We start from the raw sequence: 15,304 nt of genomic DNA on the forward strand, positions 1-15,304 counted from the left end.
ACGGCGGTTCAGGCGGTGGGCTTGGGCATGGCCCGGCAGGCGGCCGCGTGCTCGTTGGCGTTGCCGCGGGCGTAGGAGATCGCGGAATGGGAGGCGCGGTTGTAGTCGCAGCCCTGGCAGAGGATGCCGAGGCGGTCGCGGAGGACGTGGACTTCGGCGCCGCCGTGGGTCTGAAAGCGCATGAGGATGTCGGACGCGCCCTCGGGTGCGGTCTCGGGCATCGGGGTGTCCTTTCGGCGGGTGAGGAAGGTGAGCATCGGGTCGGGTCCTTCCGGTTCAGGCGGCGGTGGTGTGGTCGTTCTTGGTGCGCTGCGTCTTGAGGCGGGCGAGGAGGTCGTGGGCGGGCTGGGGGGTCGCCGGGGGGGGCGGGTGACGGTCAGTCGCTGAGGGAGGCGCGCACGTCGTTGGGGGTGATCAGTGAGTTGATGTGGAATCCAGGCCCGATGCCGTTGATCGAGAAGCCGGTGGCGTACACCTGGGCTTGAGCGTTGCGGTCGATGCGGGCGAGTTCGTTGAGGAGGTCCGCTATGCGCTGGCCGATCTCTTGGGCGAGGAGCGCCTTCTTGAGCCATTCGGCTTCAGGGATGTTGGTCATCGGGGCTCTCCTGGTTGCGGGTCGGGGTCAGGCGGCGGTGGTGAGGTTGGACGGGTCGGTGGGCGGGGTGTAGGCGTCGATTTCGGCGAGGTTGATCTCGGTTTCGAAGTCGGCGGCCGTCCAGTCGGTGCTGTCGTTGCCGTGGGCCTGGGCGAACTCGGGTCCGGTCATCGGATGGCCTCCTTCGCCGGCGAGACCTTGACGGCCGCGGTGTCCTGCTCGGCGGGCAGGAGGGCGGTGGCGGCCTCGCCGATGAGGGTGCTGAGGATGCCTTCGACGGTGAGGGTGAAGACGAGTACGACGACGATGCCGAGGGCGGTGGGCTGGCCGAGGAGTTCGTAGAGGCCGACGCCGGCGCCGAGGGTTCCGCCGTAGTAGGTGATGTTGGCGAGGGTCTTGATGGCGTTGGTCTTGATCCTGGTGCGGCGGCTGGTCTTGTCGACTTCCGGGGTGTTGTGGCGGCGGAAGTTGGTTGCGGCGGCCCAGAGGGCGTAGCAGCGGGCGGTGTGGCGCTCGCCGGTGTGCTGGTCCATGTCCTGTCCTTCCGGTGCTGGGCGGGTCGGGTGGTCGCTGGTCGTGCTGGGCGCCGATCGCCGTGGGGGTGGTCGGCGATCGGCTTCCGGCAGGGCCAGAGGGGTGGGGCCCGGCCGTGTCGGCTCGGACCGGGCCCCGGTCGTGGTGGTCAGTCGCCGTAGTTCTCGGGGAGGCCGTGGCGGCGCAGCCATTCGCCCTCGTAGTCGTTGCGGCCGACGGCTTGGAAGGTGGCGCGGGCGTCGTTGACCTCGTCGTCGGTCATCTGGGTGGAGGTCTTGTTCGCCCAGCTCTTGCCGGTCAGGTTGGGCCAGCGGTCAGCGGATCCCATGGGCGGTGGTCCTTTCGGGTGAGTATCGGGTTGGGGTTGGTGTTGGTCAGTCGCCGACCATGTCGCGGTACTCGTCGGTCATCTCGGGGACGATCCGCAGGAGGGCAGCCGCGCGGAGCAGGAACGGCTCCTTGTCGGCGCCGTTGACCTCGGCGGCCTGGCCGAGGAGGGTGCTCGCGGAGTGGAGGTCGTCGGATCCGTTGACCTCGGCCATGTTGAAGTTCTCGGCGGCGTAGGTCAGGTGTCGGGTGAACTCGGCGAGGCCGGTGGCGGGGGTGGTCATCTCGGCGACGTAGGCGATGTTGCTGGCGTGCTTGCAGATGAGGCTGTCGATCGTGATCGTGGCGGTGGCCATGGTGTGGTCCTTTCAGCTGCCGTCGATGGCTGCGCTGGTGTCGGAGGCGGTCTGATGCAACTTGGGGTCGGTGAGGGCGTAGCAGGCGCGTTCGCCGGCGAGGCGGGCTTCCTTCTGCCGGTCGAGGGGCAGTCCGCGGAGGCCGGGGTTCGACTCGGCGTCGGCGAGGCGGGCGATGAGGAGGCCGATCGCGGAGATGACGTTGGTGCCGTCGGAGGCTCCGGCCAGCGTGGCGATCAGGGTTTGAGTGCGGTCGGCGGTGTGCCGGGAAAGGGCGAGGAGTCGGATCCCGGCGAGGATCTGGTCGATGCCCGCGTCCTGGACGGTGGCCAGGTCCTCCAGGAGGCCGGCGAGGTCGTGGTCGAGGGCGGGGACGGCGTTGTCGGCGGTGTGAACGTGCATCACAGCTCCCCGTCCCACTCGCCGGTGACCAGCTGCTCGTAGGCGTTCATGGACTCGTGCGGGTCCGGGCTGGAGAAGACGTCGGCCAGGTAGTCCTGCGGGTCGATGACGAGGAACAGGTCGGTGACGTCGGCGTACAGGTCGGGGTAGCACTGGGCAACCGCGGCGGCGGAGAACTCCCCTGAGGGGATCTGCTCGTGGTTCATCGCTCGCCACCTCCGATCAGGCGCAGGGCCGGGCGGCCGGTGAGGCGGGCGTGCTTGGCGCGGAGGTCGTCACCGCGGACGACTGTGGCGTCGGCGACACCGCGCAGGTTGATGGGGTCGAGGTCGACGTAGCCGAGGTCGAGTCCGCCGTCCGTGAGGAGGGTGGCGGTGATCCGCAGCTGTCCGAGGTCGATTCCGGGGGCGGGCTTGAAGACGGGCAGGGCCTGGAGGCTGGCGAGGAACGCGAGGCCGGCCTGCTCGGCGTACTGCCGGTGGTTGGTGTGCATCACCGGGCACCTCCTCGGACGATCACGAGGAAGGCGTCGGTGTGGATGTCCATGACGACCTCGGCGGGCTGGCCGGCGCTGCGCCGGTCGGCGGCGAACTCTTCGGCGGGCCAGGAGCCGCGGGGGCTGCCGGCGGGGAAACGCTCCAGGACCGTGCGGTCGGCGTTCGCGGCCATCACAGCGCCTCCCACTGGAGGTCGCTGACGGCCATCACGTCGGTCAGGCACAGCTTGCCGAGCGCCTTCGTGGTGAGGTTCTTGGCCTGTGCGCCCTCCCACACCAGCTTCGGCGACACGGCGCCGACGAGGGTCTGGAGGGGGCCGTCGCAGAACAGGGCCATGAGGGCGGCGTTGTCGGCGCGGCGGGCGCCGATCTCGCGGCCGGCGGCGAGGGCCGCCTCGTAGGTTGGGTAGGCGACGCTGCTGGTCTCGGTGGTGGCGTCGGTGGTGGCGGCCTGCCGGAGCGCGTCGGCGTCCAGCATCCGCTGCTCGATACGGGCGATGCGCGCCTGGGCGTCGGTCTCAGACTCGTGGTCCTCGATCAGGCCGGCCGGGCTGGTGTGCGTGGTGGTGGGGGTACTGGTGGGCGGTGCCTGTGCAATCCTGTTCATGCGGATCGCGCCTCCTGTTGCGGCAGGTGGTTGGTCTGCAACCCGACCCCTGGTGTGCAACCACCAGGGGTCTTCCTGCTTCTAGGATCAGGATCTAGTCCTAGCCCTAGGAGCGAGTGGCTTGATGCAATATTCCTAGGACTAGACTTGCATGTCAAGCTAGAAACCCAATATTCTTGGGACTAGACGAAAGGAGGTGACCGGATGCCGAGGTACCGCGAGATCGCCGACGAGCTACGTGCGGAGATCGAACGTGGCGACCTCCCGCCGGGGAGCAAGCTGGACCACACGACGGACCTGATGGCCAGGTTCGACGCTTCCAAGAGCACCGTCCGCTCTGCGGTCGCTGTTCTGGCGCAAGAGGGCCTGGTAGTCGCACGCAGGCGGTACGGAACGGTTGTCCGCGATCGACGAACGGTTCGTATCCCCCTCAGCCGCTACCAGGGGTCCCACGACTCCGACGGACGGCACGGCCCCTTCGAAGCCGCGTGCGCGGCCCAGGGGTTGAACGGCGTCATGAAGACCGTGTCGGTGGAGCGCGTCCAGGATCCTGACGTGGCTGCCCTGCTCGGACTGAACTCGACAGACGAGACGGTCTGCCGGCGGCGCGAGGCGCTGATAGAGGACCAGGTCGTGCAGCTTCAGTACGCCTGGTATCCCCTGGACGTCGCCGAGGCCGCTGGACTGGACCAGCCAGGCAAGATCGAGGGCGGCGTGTACCGCGCTCTTCGTTCTGCCGGCCTGGAGGCCGTCGAGGCTGACGAGCGGGTCGTGGCGCGCATGCCGACCAAGGAACAGGCTGAGCAGCTGGGCTCGGGTTCTTCAGTGCCCGTGCTCACGATCGAAAGGATCAGCAGAGACGCCACCGGTCGACCGCTGGAGCTGCTACGTGTAGTGGCAGCAGGCGACCGTCTAGAGCTGGCCTACGACGCACTGCCTCTACCAGGAAGTGAGCGAGCATGAACGATTCGGACGATGCCCTCCGCGCTGCGGAGGAGCGGTTCGATGAGGCTGGCGCGCAGCTTGACCGCCTCCAGTTGGTGGCGAAGCTGTGCGAGAAGGAGGGCCTGGCGTACGCCTCGCTCACCGACGACCACCTCGGGCCGATGCTGGTGACCTACCAGCACAAGCCGATCGGTCAGGTTCACACGACGAGCCCTTCGGCTCTGAGGGACTGGCACGCCAGGCCGTACACGGCCGACGGCTCGCTGGGTGACGCGCATGGCCCGTACGTGAATGCGCGCGCCGCAGCAGCCTCGCTGCTTCCTGGCCGCCAGGAAGCGCAACCCAAACCGGAGCACTCCGGTTGACCACTTGAGAGGCATTTGGTGCCCCTCGTAACAACTAGTACGGCCGACCACCCCGCAAGGGAGCGGCCGGCCGCCCTACCGACGCTGACCTGCGAAATCTCCGTCGGTAGGGAATCCCCGCTAAGGAGATCCACCGTGAGCCTACTCGCATTCTCGCGCTGGGCCGAAGAATCTGTCAGAGGTGTGGTCCAGTGACCCACAACCTCCCTCCCTTCGTCACGTTCACGTCCGGCGCCGCCCTACTCATGGAACTCGGCCTGGTCGACGAGATCACCCCCGACGGCCTCCGCTACCACGCCCGAAGCAACCCGGACTGGTGGCGCTTCGGCGACCGCGAGGACCAAATGCCGTACGTGATGGCGGGCACGACCCGAACGATGGAGACGGGCGTGTTCATCGAGATGTTCAAGGACGGGCCTCGCCGCGGAGGACGCGGACGGAAGTAGCCCAGGTCGCGTCTCCGACCGCCGTGATCGCAGCCACGGCCCGGAGAAGCAGAACGGCCGGCGGGAGGTCGCAGCAACCCCGCACCGGCCGTCAAGCACAACCAGCGGATTGGAGTCCGCTCGGTTTCGGAAGCTTCACCCTGCATAGAAGTGAGGTGCTCCTAAGTGAGGAGCGTACCGGTTCACCCCGGCATCACGGCAAGAGGCCCCCGAGTGATCCTCCGTACGGAGGTGTGGGCATGAGCCTCCTGCCGATCCTGTGGGCCCTGAAGACGGCCCCGGTCATCGACGCTGAAGAGCGCGCCATCCTCGTCACCCTGGCCGAGAGTGCCTGGTCGGACGGCACGGACGCGTTCCCGTCGAAGAAGACCATCGCGGACATCGCGAAGATCGACCCCAAGACCGTGCAGCGCCGGCTGAAGACCCTGGTGACGCGCGGGCTGATCGCGCGGGGCAATCAGGCGGCGGCCGCGTACATCCCGGAGCACTTCCGGCCGACGGTGTACGACCTGATGATCCCGTACTCGTGGTTCCCGGACATCGTCCAGGTCAACGAGGAGCGCAGGGGCAAGGGGAAGCCGCCTCTGACGCCCTTCGATCGTCCGGACCTCTCTGAGGCGCCGCCGCGGAAGCAGCGCGCGGACAAGGGCAAGCCCCGGAAGAAGCGGCAGGATGGGGTGGGGTCTACAAGTCCCCAGGGGGAGGACTCAGAGTCCCCTGGGCAAACCGGGCAGGGGGTGGGGTCTACAAGTCCAGGGGGTGGGGACTACAAGTCCCAGAGGGGGGGTCTGCAAGACCCCCAACCCTCCCCTACTAACCCTCGCCGGGACACTCCCCGTCCTTCCGTCCCCGCCGACTCGGCAGCAGCAGCGGATGGAGGGACGGACGGGGCGAAGGTCCCCAGTCAGATCAGCAGGAACCCCGGCGTCGACCTGTTGACGGCGATCGGCAACGAGAAGCCGGAGTTCCTCCTCACCGGCAAGCCGCTGGTAGATCAGGGCAGGGCAGTGGCTGGAATGCTGCTGGAAGGCTGGTCGCCTGAGCAGCTGCGGCAGGTGATCGCAGGACGTCCGCTCCCGGAGCAGATCACGACGACCGTCGGCGCCCTCGTTGCCAGCCGCCTGCGGCAGGCTCTGGCCGGCCCGGTACCGGAGACCGTGGGGGACGGCACGTACATGCAGCCGCTGTCAGTAGGCGTTGCTACGCTCCCGCGACCCACGGTGCACCCCATGCAGAACTGCAACCGCTGCGATCACGCCTTTCGGGCTCCTGAGCCGGGCCTGTGCCGACCCTGCCGAGAGGAAACACCTCATGCCCAGTAGCTTCACAATGGACCTGAACGTTGCTGGTCATCGCATAGAGAAGGTTGCGATGACCTGGGGGCTGGTTCAGGCTGGCGATCAGCGAGTCACCGCTGCCAGCTACGGCACAGACATCGAGGTGCCCGCGGTAATCGAACTACTCGACCTGATCATCTCCGGTGACACATCGGCCGAGGAAGTCCGCGACGGGTTGAACGACATCGCAACGTCCATCATCGACGAGATGCACCGCGAGAACGCTCGCCACCTCTCGTTTGACGACGGTCTGAGCAAGGTCCAGTCGCAGTCTCAGCCGTCGACTTCGGAACCGCTGGTACTCGATCGCCGGTGGGTGTACGCCGTGTCTTCAGAAGCAGATCCGAAGGCGATTAAGATCGGCGTCGCTCAGGACATTTCGAAGCGCCTCCGGGCTCTACAGATGGGCTCCGCGTCGCCCATCGAGCTGCGTTGGAGCGCACGCGGCGGTTTCCCTCTGGAGCGTCATCTACATGCGTCCTTCAACAAGAAGCGCATCAGTGGCGAGTGGTTCGACTTCCGCCAAGTCACGGACCCGGTGAAGGCGATCTCCGCTGCTGCCCGGGGCTTTCTAGCTGACTATCCGTCGGCCGATCAGTAGCCCCGCCCGAGGGCGTCTCCAGGAGCTGCCCGGGGGCGCCCGCCGCAGGGGGAACCCTCCGCGGTTCCCACGCCAGACTGAACCCACCGTCGAGAGGACGTGATGGTGTGAACGGCAAGACTTCCCCGACTGATCGCCGTCGTACAACGTGGCCGCAGGCCGTTGAACTCCAGCAGGCAGCCGACCGCCTCCGTGACACAGCGCCGAACATCGACGGTCCCCTTGCCGGCCTCGCTGATCCGGTTGCGGACTGGCTGGACGAGACCGCGAACGCCCTGTCCTGGCTCGCGCCCTACCACGACAACGAGCCGGGTTACGGCATGTGGGAGACCGCTGTACGTGTCGCCCGCATCATCAACGGAACGGAGGCCCAGCGATGACGAGCAAGGTCAACCCGCCGAGGATCGCGAACGGCTCCGGCAGCCGGCCCTCCGACGTCCGCTTGCATTGCGAACAGTTCTAGGGGGCGGGTTGACGGTCGGCAACATGGTCAATGACGCATGCAGGGAGCAGTCCTGCCCTCTCGTGTCGGTCTACCTGGTCCATGACTGCTTCAAGGTAGCCGTGCGCTTCCGCCAGACGGATCCGCGCGGCTTCCACGGCCGCTACGTCCTGGTCGTGGAGCTCTCGAACACGGCACGCGATCATCCTGAGCCATTGCAGGTAGGGCACTTTACGTCAACGACTGAGGGACCGGTTCGTCACCTCAGCCCAGAAGATGTTGATGCGTAGCGAACCATCTGTTTCTACGGACCCGGGGCACCACCCGTAGACCTATTGCAATCGCCATAGCTTATGGGTTACTGTGGTTTCACCGCGCAGGGACAGCCCTTCCAGAACGCCCCTGCGCGGCACCACCATCACCCCCCCCTCACGGGAGGGTCGGCGCGAGAGCAGTCTCCACCCCACCCACGCCGACCTCCCCAAAGAGGCACCCCTTTGACCAGTTCCGCAACCCACAACGGCCGAATCCCCACCGACCCGGCCACCGCACTCGCCCTGCTCCTCGCACTCGTGTACGCCACCAGCCAGCTGACCCCCGACCAAGCCAACGCCCTCATCGCCACGTTGGGGGTAGCCGACGCCGGGATGCGTCTGATCCATCTCACCCGAGGAAGTGAACGATCTTGACTTTGACGTTTCACCCCAAGCCCTGCGAGTGGCCCGGCCGGAGAAGGTGCATCTGCGACCCCGGTGACACGACAGGCAAGACCATCGGAGCTTCCGTGGAGTACGCGGTCATGCCCTCCTACCGCGGACGGATCTCCGACACCGTGCCGCTCCGAGGCGGAAAGCCCGGTGACGTTTTGTACGAAGTCGAGTGGGAAGGCCCCAGGCCGCCGCACAATCGATACAACCGCTTCACTTCCATCGAACTCCGACTGGTCCGGCTGGAAGCCTGAGCGAGTGACCCGACAGCCCTCGGAGGACCCCATGTCGCACCCAGCACCCACACCTGACTACACACCCAATGTCGAAGACCTGCGGGCGGTCGCGGCCTTCCTTCGAGCCCGTAGCCTCGATGAGGCTGGTGCGGCTGGCGTCATGCAGTCCAACAAGAGCCACGGCGCTCAAGTGCGGGTCCATGTAGCGAAAGGAAGCCTTGCCGCCAGCAGCGTAGAGCCGGTCAGGAAGGAAGTCGCAGACTGGCTGGACGAGCACTCGCCCGAACGATTCATGCAGCTGTCCCACGAGTTGGCGAACCTTGCCGAGGGGCTAGCCAATGCCGGGGTCGAGTTCATTTACGACCAGGAGCGCATGCCGCAGCGCGGAGACTGGCGCGTCGACAGCGTGTGGCGGGTTCTCACATCGGGCGTTCGGCTTTGGTCCAACCATCCGGACTTCAATCCTCTGTGGGCAAAGCCGCTCTAGGAATAGCAGTCGGGCCCCGGCCGCCGACCCCCTACGGCGCCGGGGCCCACGCACGGTCCGGCTACGCGCCTTCGTCGGCCTGCAAGGCCAGCGCGATTGTCTCCCCGCCCGTCAGGATGGTCTGCGCGTCATCCGGGCACGGCGAGCCCTCAATGCCCGCGTTCTCGTCCTCCAGGCATTCGTGGTCCGTGTACGCGTCGACCGCCGCGTTGACCTTCCCGATCTCCGCGACCGTCCGCGGATACTCCGCGGTGCCCCCGGCCTCGTTCACGGTCTGCTCCAGTTCCCCCACCACCAGCGCGATGTCCGTGAGGTGGGTGGCGCAGGCTTTGTCGCCGACCTGATTGCAGACGGCGTCCTTGCCGTCGGTGGCCGCCGCGAGTTTGGGCCCCCACTCGCCGGCCAGCTTCCCGCCAGCGCTCGCGGAGGACGTCGGCTCCGTCTTCCCGTCCCCTCCCCCGTCACCGTCGGAGCAGCCGGCGAGGACGGCCAGGAGCAGAACAGCAGCAGAAGCGGTGGTGCGGCGCATAGGGTCCCCCAGAGATAGCGATCACTCCCGGGCATCATCCGGTGCCGCGGCCGCCGGACGGAGGGAAGTCACCGGACTGTGACGGTCACGCCCCCTTCTGACCCCACGCCCAGTAGTCCCGGCAGTCCGGGCACTGGTACACCGGCATCCCCGGCTCCGGCGTCCCCGTCTCGCCCTCAGGGCATTCCGACCCGTCCCCACGCCCTACGCACGCCTGTTCCCCGAAAGCGGCCATACCGCCGACCGTGCACCGCAGGCCAGCAGGCGGGGAGCGCGCTCACAGGGGCGCACCGGCGTATGGCACCGACACGACGCCCCAGCTCCCGCCAACCACCCCACCCGCACGCGTCCGACTGGAAGACTGGCAGTCCCGCCGCCCGCCACCCTGGAGCCCGCATGGACCTGGACCGCACCCCGCCCGAGATTGCCCGCAGCGCCGCCGAGGAGATCCGAGCCCTCAATCACGTCACCATCAACGCCAAGGCGTACGAAACTGCCCCGGCCGTCTCCGAAGTCGTCTCCGCGCTCGTCAACCTCATCGAACGCATGCCCCAGGCCCTTCAGCAAGCCGGAGCCGGCCTTGAGGCGCTGCACGACCGCGACCAGATCCGCTTGGCCGGCGCCGACAGCACGAGCCGGGCGCTCGCCGAAGCCGTCGCCAATGTGACCGTCTCCCTCGACTACGCCCGCAACGATCTGGAGTCCGTGCTCCGCGAACTGAAGGCCGCGGCAGGACCGCTCGACAACATGGGCGGTCCCTGGCCCGACAGCGACGAGGGCGGGCGCGTCTGACGGGCGCTCAAGGCGCGTGCGGGGCAGCATGGGTTATGCCGTCCCCTGCCACGGGGACGGCGCCCGTAGAGCGCCCCCAGGACCCGTTCCATACCGGCGAGGGGAAACGCTGGTCGACCGCCCCCGGGACATCCGTCCGGGGGCGTCGTCATGCCTGCATCGTGCCGGCCGCGTGGCCGAGCGAGGGCGAAGTGCCGGTGTGGTGGGGAGGGTTCGAGCCCACAACCCCTGTAGAACTATGGCGAACGCCATAGCTTATGGGTTAGACTGGTCACCCGTCAGGCACCGCCACCCAAGGGGCAACACAGCCCCCGCAACCACGACATCCTGACCACACCCCGGCCCCGCCCTACGGAAGACCACATGACCGACCAGACCCCCTCCCCGGAACGCCGCAAAGCCGAACGACTCCAGGAACGCGCCGACAAGCTCACCCAGCAGTCCGAGCAGGCCAGCGAACGCGCCCACGACATGTACGGGCGGTTCGCCGGCGGACAGCCCCTCCTCCGCGGCCACCATTCCTACCGCAGCGCACGCCGCACCAAAGACCGCGCCGACGCCGCCTCTGAACGGGCCGTAGACGCGTACAAGGCCGCCGAGAAGGCCCGCAGGGACGCCAAGTGGGCGAAGGCGCACGCCGACGCCAAGGACGCCATCACAGCGGTCACCTCCACCCGGTCCCGGCCGTGGGAGCCCGCCGACTTCCAGGTCGGCGACATCGTCACCGTCCGCGTGTTCGAGACCAGCACCAGCACCTACCGGGTCAAGCGCGTCAACAAGAAGACCCTCACCCTGGACGGCGGCGGAGGCGGCTGGGACGACCCCAAGCGCGAATACGACCGCATCCTGTCCCGCACCCGGGACGGCCACACCATCACCAACCCCGCCGACGGAGAGTCCGAGTGAAGGCCCGTCTGTGGGCCGGCGACCATCTCGGCCGCGCCTTCACTGGCACCCAGCTCGAGGCCGCCTGCCCCTGCCCGAAGGCCGTCTGCGGGCTGGTCGTGCAGGACACCATCCGCGACGACTGCCCCCACCACGCCCACACCCGATCCATGCGGCAATCCCACAGCGAAGCCGCCTGCCCCGGAGGAACGCAGTGACCGAACCCGGCAGCATCGACCGCATCCCCCTCGCCCACTCCGTCCGCTACGTCGACCGCGCCCAGTACGACGCCCTGGTCGACGAGGGCGACAGACTCCGCCGCGAAGGTGCGGCACTCCACGCCCGAGCGGAGGGGATCGACAAGCAGATGGCCGCCTTGCAGAAGCAGGTCGCCGCGCCCGTCGACCGGGCCGCCGTTCTCCGAGAAGCCGCCGACGCCGTCCTCCAGGCCTCGCACGGCGAGCCCCTCCGCGACGCGTACAGCGCGTACATGCGGGCCGTCGGCTTGCTGCGTCGCATGGCCGACGAGACGGCAGCCACCGAGACACAGCCCCGCCGCGGCGACCAGTTCGAAACCTGGCTGAAGCAGCAGCGGGACGACTACGCCTCGGACCGCGCCAACGATCCCGCGACATACGACGTCCTGGACGATCTGCTGGACCAGTACCGGCTGCACGCCGACACGGGCACGCCGCTCGGTGAGCACGTATGCGAGGCGCGGGTGGTCGGGGACTGCGGGTGCCTGGAGCAGCCCGCCGCCGGGGCGCGGCAGGACGAGGCACAGCGATGAGCAGCGGAGGCTTCACCGGCATCAGCCTCGCCGGAGGCTGGGAGTGCGGGAACTGCGGCGCCACCGGAGACGGCTGGTACGACGAGGAGAACGGCCTCACCCTCCACGACGAAGACGGCCAGCCGTTCACCACCGACGAGCACGACTGCGAGGAGGCGTGATGCCGAGGCGAGTCCAACGCACCCGCACCAAGGGCCGCCCCGGGATCCCGGACGGTGCCGTCTACGTCGGCCGCGGACCCGGCTCCAAGTGGGGCAACCCCTTCAAGGCCTACGACACCAGCCCCGCAGAACGCCGCACCGCCACCCTCCTCTTCGCGAACCTCCTCTACACCCGCGGTGAGCCCCCGTACAGCGAGCACACCATCCCCTACCCGACCGCCGATGAAATCCGCCGGGAACTCGCCGGGAAGGACCTCGCCTGCTGGTGCAAGCCGCCCGAGGAGGGCGAGCCGGACTGGTGCCACGCCGCGGTGCTCCTGGAGTTCCTGGCCCGTGGAGAACGCCGTGACCCTGTGGCGTGAATGCCGGGACTGCCGTCGGCCTCTCCGGTCCGAAACCTCGCAAGCCCTCGGGTACGGCCCGGAGTGCGCCGAGAAGCACGGGCTGAAGCCCAAGAAGCGCCGTCGTGCCGCCCGGCCACGAGTCCGCCGGCTCCCCGCACCCGTCACACCCGACCCCGACGCCCTACCCGGACAAACCGAGCTCGAGCTCTTCCACCACCAAGCCACCCTATGGAGTCTCTAATGCGAGCTTTCACCGTCAAGCAGCCATGGGGAGCCGCCATCGCCCACGGCCCCAAGCGCATCGAGAACAGGACCAAGGCCATTCCGCCGAAACACCTCGGCTCCCGCATCCTCATCCACGCCGGCGCTGCCGAAGACGCCAACGCCCTCCCCCGCGACATGGTCCGTCCCTGGCCCCAGCACTTCCGGGCAATCGTCGCCGTCGCCACTCTCGCCGGATGCCACCAGGACCAGGGCTGCTGCCGTCCGTGGGGCTTCCCCGACACGTGGCACTGGGAACTCGCCGACGTCCAGGCCCTCCCGCAGCCGCCCCGTCCGGTCCGCGGGCAGCTCGGACTGTGGACCGCAACCGACGACGTCCTCGCCTCCGTACAGCAGCAGATCGACCTCAAGACGACCAGCCCCTTGACCGAGCAGCAGGAAGCGTGGGGCGTGTACTGCCCCCACGGCAAGCAGATCATCGAACGCGACCCCGACCTGACCGACCCCGAAGGCCAGCCCGCCAGCCGGATCGTCAACCCGTGGCCCTGCACCGTGGACGGCTGCACCCTCGAGGCGTTCGAAGCCGACCAGCAAGCCGAGATCGACGAGTACTGCGACGCCGTCAACGCCCTGATCTCGGACCAGTACCGATGACCGGCCCCAACACGCGCCCACCACTGATCACCGATCACTGGTTCCGTGAGGGCCCCGTCCAGCCCGACGGATCCGACGGCTACTGGATCTGCGGCTACCAGGGCTGCGGCCAGCACCGCGGCGACCACCTGCAAGCCGAAGGCGACTGGCTCAAGCCCCTGCACCCGGTCGTCCCGATGAGGATCCGGCCGTCGCACTGCAAGGCCTGCGGCAGGCACCACCGCCACACCACGCACGTCCCATGGCGGTGGGAGCAACTCACCCCGAGCGCCCCTGAGACGCAGAAGGAGGCCACCACGTGATCAGCAAGCCGCCGCTCCCCGCCAGCATGCTCGACCCCTGGCCCCGCATCCCCATCGACACCACAGACGGCAGCGACTTCCACCACCTCACCCGGACCGCCGGCGCGGCCGCCACCACCTGGGCCCTGGGTCCGGAAGGCGCCTACGCGAAGGGTCTCTCCCTCGCCGAGGTAGTCGACGGTGCCGTCCGCGAAGCGCTCCTCCACCTCCTGGAGCTGGGCCTGATCGACATAGATGACGACCGACTGAACGCCGCCCCTGGCCTGCCCATGAACCGCGAGAGGACCGGCCCGTGAACGACACCGCGTGCTGCACTGGCGAAACCTGCTACACCTGCCGCTTCTGGCTCGAGAAGAGCGAATGGGCCGCCAACGACGACCGCGTCATCGACCCCAGCGGCATCATGGACGGAGCGCCCGTGGCACGGGTCGACGGGCAGCACTTCATCCTCAAGCCGTACGACCGGACCGGTGATCCTCAGTGGCGCGGCTTTGGAGGCCACGAGTTCACCTTCCGGTTCACCGACGGGCGGGAGGTCGTGTCGAACGACGTCTGGTGCCAGGGCGATATCCCGGCCCGCTTCCGGGGGCGGCTCCCCGACAACGCGGTCATCGTCTCGCAGCAGGGCGGCACCCGTCAGGCGACGGTGGAGTAGGAGACGGTGTCCACGCTGTCGTCCACCCGATGATCCGGCGACAACGCGAACCGGTACGTCAGCTCCTGCACCGACCCCGCCCCGAACATGTCCTTCAGCTCATCGATATGCCGGGTCAGGGTGCGCAGCCCGATCCCCAGGCGGGCGGCGGTCGCCTTCTGCGGCCGGCCCGCAGCCTGATCCCGGAGGATTTCCCGCTGGAAGCGGGTCGTGCGCACCACGCCCTCCATCACCGGCTCCGGTACAGCCTCCGACTCCCGCGGTTCCCCCGCCCACGGCAGCGCGCCGTGCCAGATGTCCTCGTACACCTGCGCCATACACGCCACCACCGCCCGGTCCGTCACATGCCAGGCCGCATGCTCCGCAGCGTCGGGGGTGACGAGGTCGGAGATGAACGCATGCCGGCGATCCACGATGATGATCCGCTGAAACGGTGCGTGCAGGGTGCGGTACTGGCCGCCCTGCGCGGACATGGTGGACGCCCACTCCCGCGTCACCTCATGATCCCGGACGGTGTCCCGGTACAGGGTCCGCATCCGCACTCCCCGCTTCAGGGCTTCGGAGTCACGGCGGACGGCGATCAGCATCAGCTCCCGCGACCGGGGGCCAAACGGGTGAGCCGCCAGAATCTCCGACCGCGCGTCGGCCACGACGTCCTGGATGCAGGCGTTCGCCGCCGCCCCGTCCGGCAGGAACACCGACCCGCCCACCCCGGCCGTACCCCGCTCGAACAGGCCGGTCAGTTCATCCTCAACCTGCGTCCGCGCAGACAGTTCCTGCACCCGGGCAGCGAACTCGGCCAGCTCACGCTCGTAGTGACGGGCCATCGCCGCCCTGGGTTCCAACGCCACCCACCGGCCAGTCTCCTGCACGATCAACCCCATGCGGGCAAGAACATCCAGCTCAGGGCCCCGTGTCGCCTCGTCAGGGCATTCTCCGGCCACGATCTGCGCGTACACACGCTTCGCCGGCACCGTCAACGACCCCACACCCGTCGGCTCATTGCCCACACTCATCCCCGAATGTCCCCCGACCCTTTCGTGGCGTACGAACGCCAGGCGCACACACGCACACACAAGTTGTTGAG

At 68.3% G+C, this 15,304-nt stretch carries 31 protein-coding genes; 18 read left to right on the plus strand and 13 right to left on the minus strand.

The window, feature by feature from the left end; all coding sequences use genetic code 11:
* Positions 1 to 8: 8 nt before the first annotated feature.
* The 11 genes from ACFW01_RS27635 to ACFW01_RS27685 all read right to left on the minus strand — a co-directional run bounded on the left by ACFW01_RS27635 (position 9) and on the right by ACFW01_RS27685 (position 3,317).
* Positions 9 to 221, minus strand: coding sequence for a hypothetical protein (locus ACFW01_RS27635; protein WP_384507767.1), 213 nt, complete (start codon positions 219 to 221; stop codon positions 9 to 11).
* Positions 222 to 376: 155 nt separating this feature from the next.
* Positions 377 to 595 (minus strand): hypothetical protein, encoded by a 219-nt coding sequence (locus ACFW01_RS27640; RefSeq protein ID WP_384507770.1) that lies wholly within the window; start codon positions 593 to 595, stop codon positions 377 to 379.
* Between the two features lie 27 nt (positions 596 to 622).
* Positions 623 to 766: a hypothetical protein gene (locus ACFW01_RS27645; RefSeq protein ID WP_384507773.1), complete on the minus strand. Its 144-nt coding sequence runs from the start codon at positions 764 to 766 to the stop codon at positions 623 to 625.
* Entirely contained in the window at positions 763 to 1,128 is a 366-nt protein-coding gene (locus ACFW01_RS27650) for a hypothetical protein (RefSeq protein ID WP_384507776.1), read from the minus strand. The genes ACFW01_RS27645 and ACFW01_RS27650 overlap by 4 nt, the downstream gene beginning before the upstream one ends.
* Before the next feature lie 149 nt (positions 1,129 to 1,277).
* Positions 1,278 to 1,457 (minus strand): hypothetical protein, encoded by a 180-nt coding sequence (locus ACFW01_RS27655; protein ID WP_384507779.1) that lies wholly within the window; start codon positions 1,455 to 1,457, stop codon positions 1,278 to 1,280.
* 46 nt (positions 1,458 to 1,503) lie between these two features.
* A complete protein-coding gene (locus tag ACFW01_RS27660; protein ID WP_384507782.1) occupies positions 1,504 to 1,812 on the minus strand; it encodes a hypothetical protein in 309 nt (102 codons plus the stop codon).
* A gap of 12 nt (positions 1,813 to 1,824) precedes the next feature.
* Positions 1,825 to 2,214 (minus strand): hypothetical protein, encoded by a 390-nt coding sequence (locus tag ACFW01_RS27665; protein ID WP_384507786.1) that lies wholly within the window; start codon positions 2,212 to 2,214, stop codon positions 1,825 to 1,827.
* Positions 2,214 to 2,420: a hypothetical protein gene (locus ACFW01_RS27670; RefSeq protein WP_384507789.1), complete on the minus strand. Its 207-nt coding sequence runs from the start codon at positions 2,418 to 2,420 to the stop codon at positions 2,214 to 2,216. The genes ACFW01_RS27665 and ACFW01_RS27670 overlap by 1 nt, the downstream gene beginning before the upstream one ends.
* Positions 2,417 to 2,710 (minus strand): hypothetical protein, encoded by a 294-nt coding sequence (locus ACFW01_RS27675; RefSeq protein ID WP_384507792.1) that lies wholly within the window; start codon positions 2,708 to 2,710, stop codon positions 2,417 to 2,419. Before ACFW01_RS27675 ends, ACFW01_RS27670 begins: the two co-directional genes overlap by 4 nt.
* Positions 2,707 to 2,883 (minus strand): hypothetical protein, encoded by a 177-nt coding sequence (locus ACFW01_RS27680; protein WP_384507795.1) that lies wholly within the window; start codon positions 2,881 to 2,883, stop codon positions 2,707 to 2,709. Before ACFW01_RS27680 ends, ACFW01_RS27675 begins: the two co-directional genes overlap by 4 nt.
* Complete coding sequence (locus ACFW01_RS27685; protein ID WP_384507798.1) at positions 2,883 to 3,317, minus strand: hypothetical protein; 435 nt, start codon at positions 3,315 to 3,317, stop codon at positions 2,883 to 2,885. The genes ACFW01_RS27680 and ACFW01_RS27685 overlap by 1 nt, the downstream gene beginning before the upstream one ends.
* A 204-nt stretch (positions 3,318 to 3,521) precedes the next feature.
* Between ACFW01_RS27685 and ACFW01_RS27690 the strand changes: the two genes are divergently transcribed.
* The 8 genes from ACFW01_RS27690 (at position 3,522) to ACFW01_RS27725 (ending at position 8,883) form a co-directional block, all read left to right on the plus strand.
* The gene (locus tag ACFW01_RS27690) at positions 3,522 to 4,280 is read left to right on the plus strand and encodes a GntR family transcriptional regulator (protein WP_384507801.1); all 759 of its coding nucleotides are present in this window, start codon (positions 3,522 to 3,524) and stop codon (positions 4,278 to 4,280) included.
* Positions 4,277 to 4,627: a hypothetical protein gene (locus ACFW01_RS27695; protein WP_384507804.1), complete on the plus strand. Its 351-nt coding sequence runs from the start codon at positions 4,277 to 4,279 to the stop codon at positions 4,625 to 4,627. The genes ACFW01_RS27690 and ACFW01_RS27695 overlap by 4 nt, the downstream gene beginning before the upstream one ends.
* 191 nt (positions 4,628 to 4,818) lie before the next feature.
* On the plus strand, positions 4,819 to 5,073 hold the full coding sequence (locus tag ACFW01_RS27700; RefSeq protein ID WP_375838895.1) for a hypothetical protein: 255 nt from the start codon (positions 4,819 to 4,821) through the stop codon (positions 5,071 to 5,073).
* A 239-nt stretch (positions 5,074 to 5,312) separates the two neighbouring features.
* Positions 5,313 to 6,395 carry a helix-turn-helix domain-containing protein gene (locus ACFW01_RS27705; protein WP_384507808.1) on the plus strand — a complete coding sequence of 361 codons (1,083 nt, stop codon included), beginning with the start codon at positions 5,313 to 5,315 and terminating at the stop codon, positions 6,393 to 6,395.
* Positions 6,385 to 7,011 (plus strand): GIY-YIG nuclease family protein, encoded by a 627-nt coding sequence (locus ACFW01_RS27710; protein ID WP_384507811.1) that lies wholly within the window; start codon positions 6,385 to 6,387, stop codon positions 7,009 to 7,011. Before ACFW01_RS27705 ends, ACFW01_RS27710 begins: the two co-directional genes overlap by 11 nt.
* Before the next feature lie 107 nt (positions 7,012 to 7,118).
* The gene (locus ACFW01_RS27715) at positions 7,119 to 7,391 is read left to right on the plus strand and encodes a hypothetical protein (RefSeq protein ID WP_375838890.1); all 273 of its coding nucleotides are present in this window, start codon (positions 7,119 to 7,121) and stop codon (positions 7,389 to 7,391) included.
* A gap of 559 nt (positions 7,392 to 7,950) precedes the next feature.
* Positions 7,951 to 8,142: a hypothetical protein gene (locus ACFW01_RS27720; protein ID WP_384507814.1), complete on the plus strand. Its 192-nt coding sequence runs from the start codon at positions 7,951 to 7,953 to the stop codon at positions 8,140 to 8,142.
* Positions 8,143 to 8,445: 303 nt separating this feature from the next.
* Positions 8,446 to 8,883: a hypothetical protein gene (locus tag ACFW01_RS27725; RefSeq protein ID WP_384507817.1), complete on the plus strand. Its 438-nt coding sequence runs from the start codon at positions 8,446 to 8,448 to the stop codon at positions 8,881 to 8,883.
* A 61-nt stretch (positions 8,884 to 8,944) separates the two neighbouring features.
* Here the strand turns inward: ACFW01_RS27725 and ACFW01_RS27730 are convergent, their stop codons facing one another.
* Positions 8,945 to 9,412, minus strand: coding sequence for a hypothetical protein (locus tag ACFW01_RS27730; protein WP_384507820.1), 468 nt, complete (start codon positions 9,410 to 9,412; stop codon positions 8,945 to 8,947).
* 396 nt (positions 9,413 to 9,808) lie between these two features.
* Between ACFW01_RS27730 and ACFW01_RS27735 the strand changes: the two genes are divergently transcribed.
* The 10 genes from ACFW01_RS27735 to ACFW01_RS27780 all read left to right on the plus strand — a co-directional run bounded on the left by ACFW01_RS27735 (position 9,809) and on the right by ACFW01_RS27780 (position 14,217).
* A complete protein-coding gene (locus ACFW01_RS27735) occupies positions 9,809 to 10,204 on the plus strand; it encodes a hypothetical protein (RefSeq protein WP_384507822.1) in 396 nt (131 codons plus the stop codon).
* A gap of 363 nt (positions 10,205 to 10,567) precedes the next feature.
* On the plus strand, positions 10,568 to 11,110 hold the full coding sequence (locus ACFW01_RS27740) for a DUF3560 domain-containing protein (protein WP_384507825.1): 543 nt from the start codon (positions 10,568 to 10,570) through the stop codon (positions 11,108 to 11,110).
* A 193-nt stretch (positions 11,111 to 11,303) separates the two neighbouring features.
* Positions 11,304 to 11,879, plus strand: coding sequence for a hypothetical protein (locus ACFW01_RS27745; RefSeq protein ID WP_384507828.1), 576 nt, complete (start codon positions 11,304 to 11,306; stop codon positions 11,877 to 11,879).
* Positions 11,876 to 12,040 carry a hypothetical protein gene (locus ACFW01_RS27750; protein WP_384507831.1) on the plus strand — a complete coding sequence of 55 codons (165 nt, stop codon included), beginning with the start codon at positions 11,876 to 11,878 and terminating at the stop codon, positions 12,038 to 12,040. Before ACFW01_RS27745 ends, ACFW01_RS27750 begins: the two co-directional genes overlap by 4 nt.
* The gene (locus tag ACFW01_RS27755) at positions 12,040 to 12,402 is read left to right on the plus strand and encodes a DUF4326 domain-containing protein (protein WP_384507834.1); all 363 of its coding nucleotides are present in this window, start codon (positions 12,040 to 12,042) and stop codon (positions 12,400 to 12,402) included. Before ACFW01_RS27750 ends, ACFW01_RS27755 begins: the two co-directional genes overlap by 1 nt.
* The gene (locus ACFW01_RS27760; protein ID WP_384507837.1) at positions 12,386 to 12,625 is read left to right on the plus strand and encodes a DUF6011 domain-containing protein; all 240 of its coding nucleotides are present in this window, start codon (positions 12,386 to 12,388) and stop codon (positions 12,623 to 12,625) included. The genes ACFW01_RS27755 and ACFW01_RS27760 overlap by 17 nt, the downstream gene beginning before the upstream one ends.
* Positions 12,625 to 13,260, plus strand: a complete 636-nt coding sequence (locus ACFW01_RS27765) for a hypothetical protein (RefSeq protein ID WP_384507840.1) — start codon at positions 12,625 to 12,627, stop codon at positions 13,258 to 13,260. Before ACFW01_RS27760 ends, ACFW01_RS27765 begins: the two co-directional genes overlap by 1 nt.
* On the plus strand, positions 13,257 to 13,562 hold the full coding sequence (locus ACFW01_RS27770; protein ID WP_384507843.1) for a hypothetical protein: 306 nt from the start codon (positions 13,257 to 13,259) through the stop codon (positions 13,560 to 13,562). The genes ACFW01_RS27765 and ACFW01_RS27770 overlap by 4 nt, the downstream gene beginning before the upstream one ends.
* Complete coding sequence (locus ACFW01_RS27775) at positions 13,559 to 13,858, plus strand: hypothetical protein (protein WP_384507846.1); 300 nt, start codon at positions 13,559 to 13,561, stop codon at positions 13,856 to 13,858. The genes ACFW01_RS27770 and ACFW01_RS27775 overlap by 4 nt, the downstream gene beginning before the upstream one ends.
* On the plus strand, positions 13,855 to 14,217 hold the full coding sequence (locus ACFW01_RS27780; protein WP_384507849.1) for a hypothetical protein: 363 nt from the start codon (positions 13,855 to 13,857) through the stop codon (positions 14,215 to 14,217). The genes ACFW01_RS27775 and ACFW01_RS27780 overlap by 4 nt, the downstream gene beginning before the upstream one ends.
* On the opposite strand, the gene ACFW01_RS27785 is transcribed toward ACFW01_RS27780, so the two are convergent.
* Complete coding sequence (locus tag ACFW01_RS27785; protein WP_384507852.1) at positions 14,199 to 15,233, minus strand: hypothetical protein; 1,035 nt, start codon at positions 15,231 to 15,233, stop codon at positions 14,199 to 14,201. The genes ACFW01_RS27780 and ACFW01_RS27785 overlap by 19 nt on opposite strands.
* Positions 15,234 to 15,304: the final 71 nt, after the last annotated feature.

Source organism: Streptomyces sp. NPDC058985 (assembly GCF_042740985.1).
GTDB lineage: Bacteria > Actinomycetota > Actinomycetes > Streptomycetales > Streptomycetaceae > Streptomyces.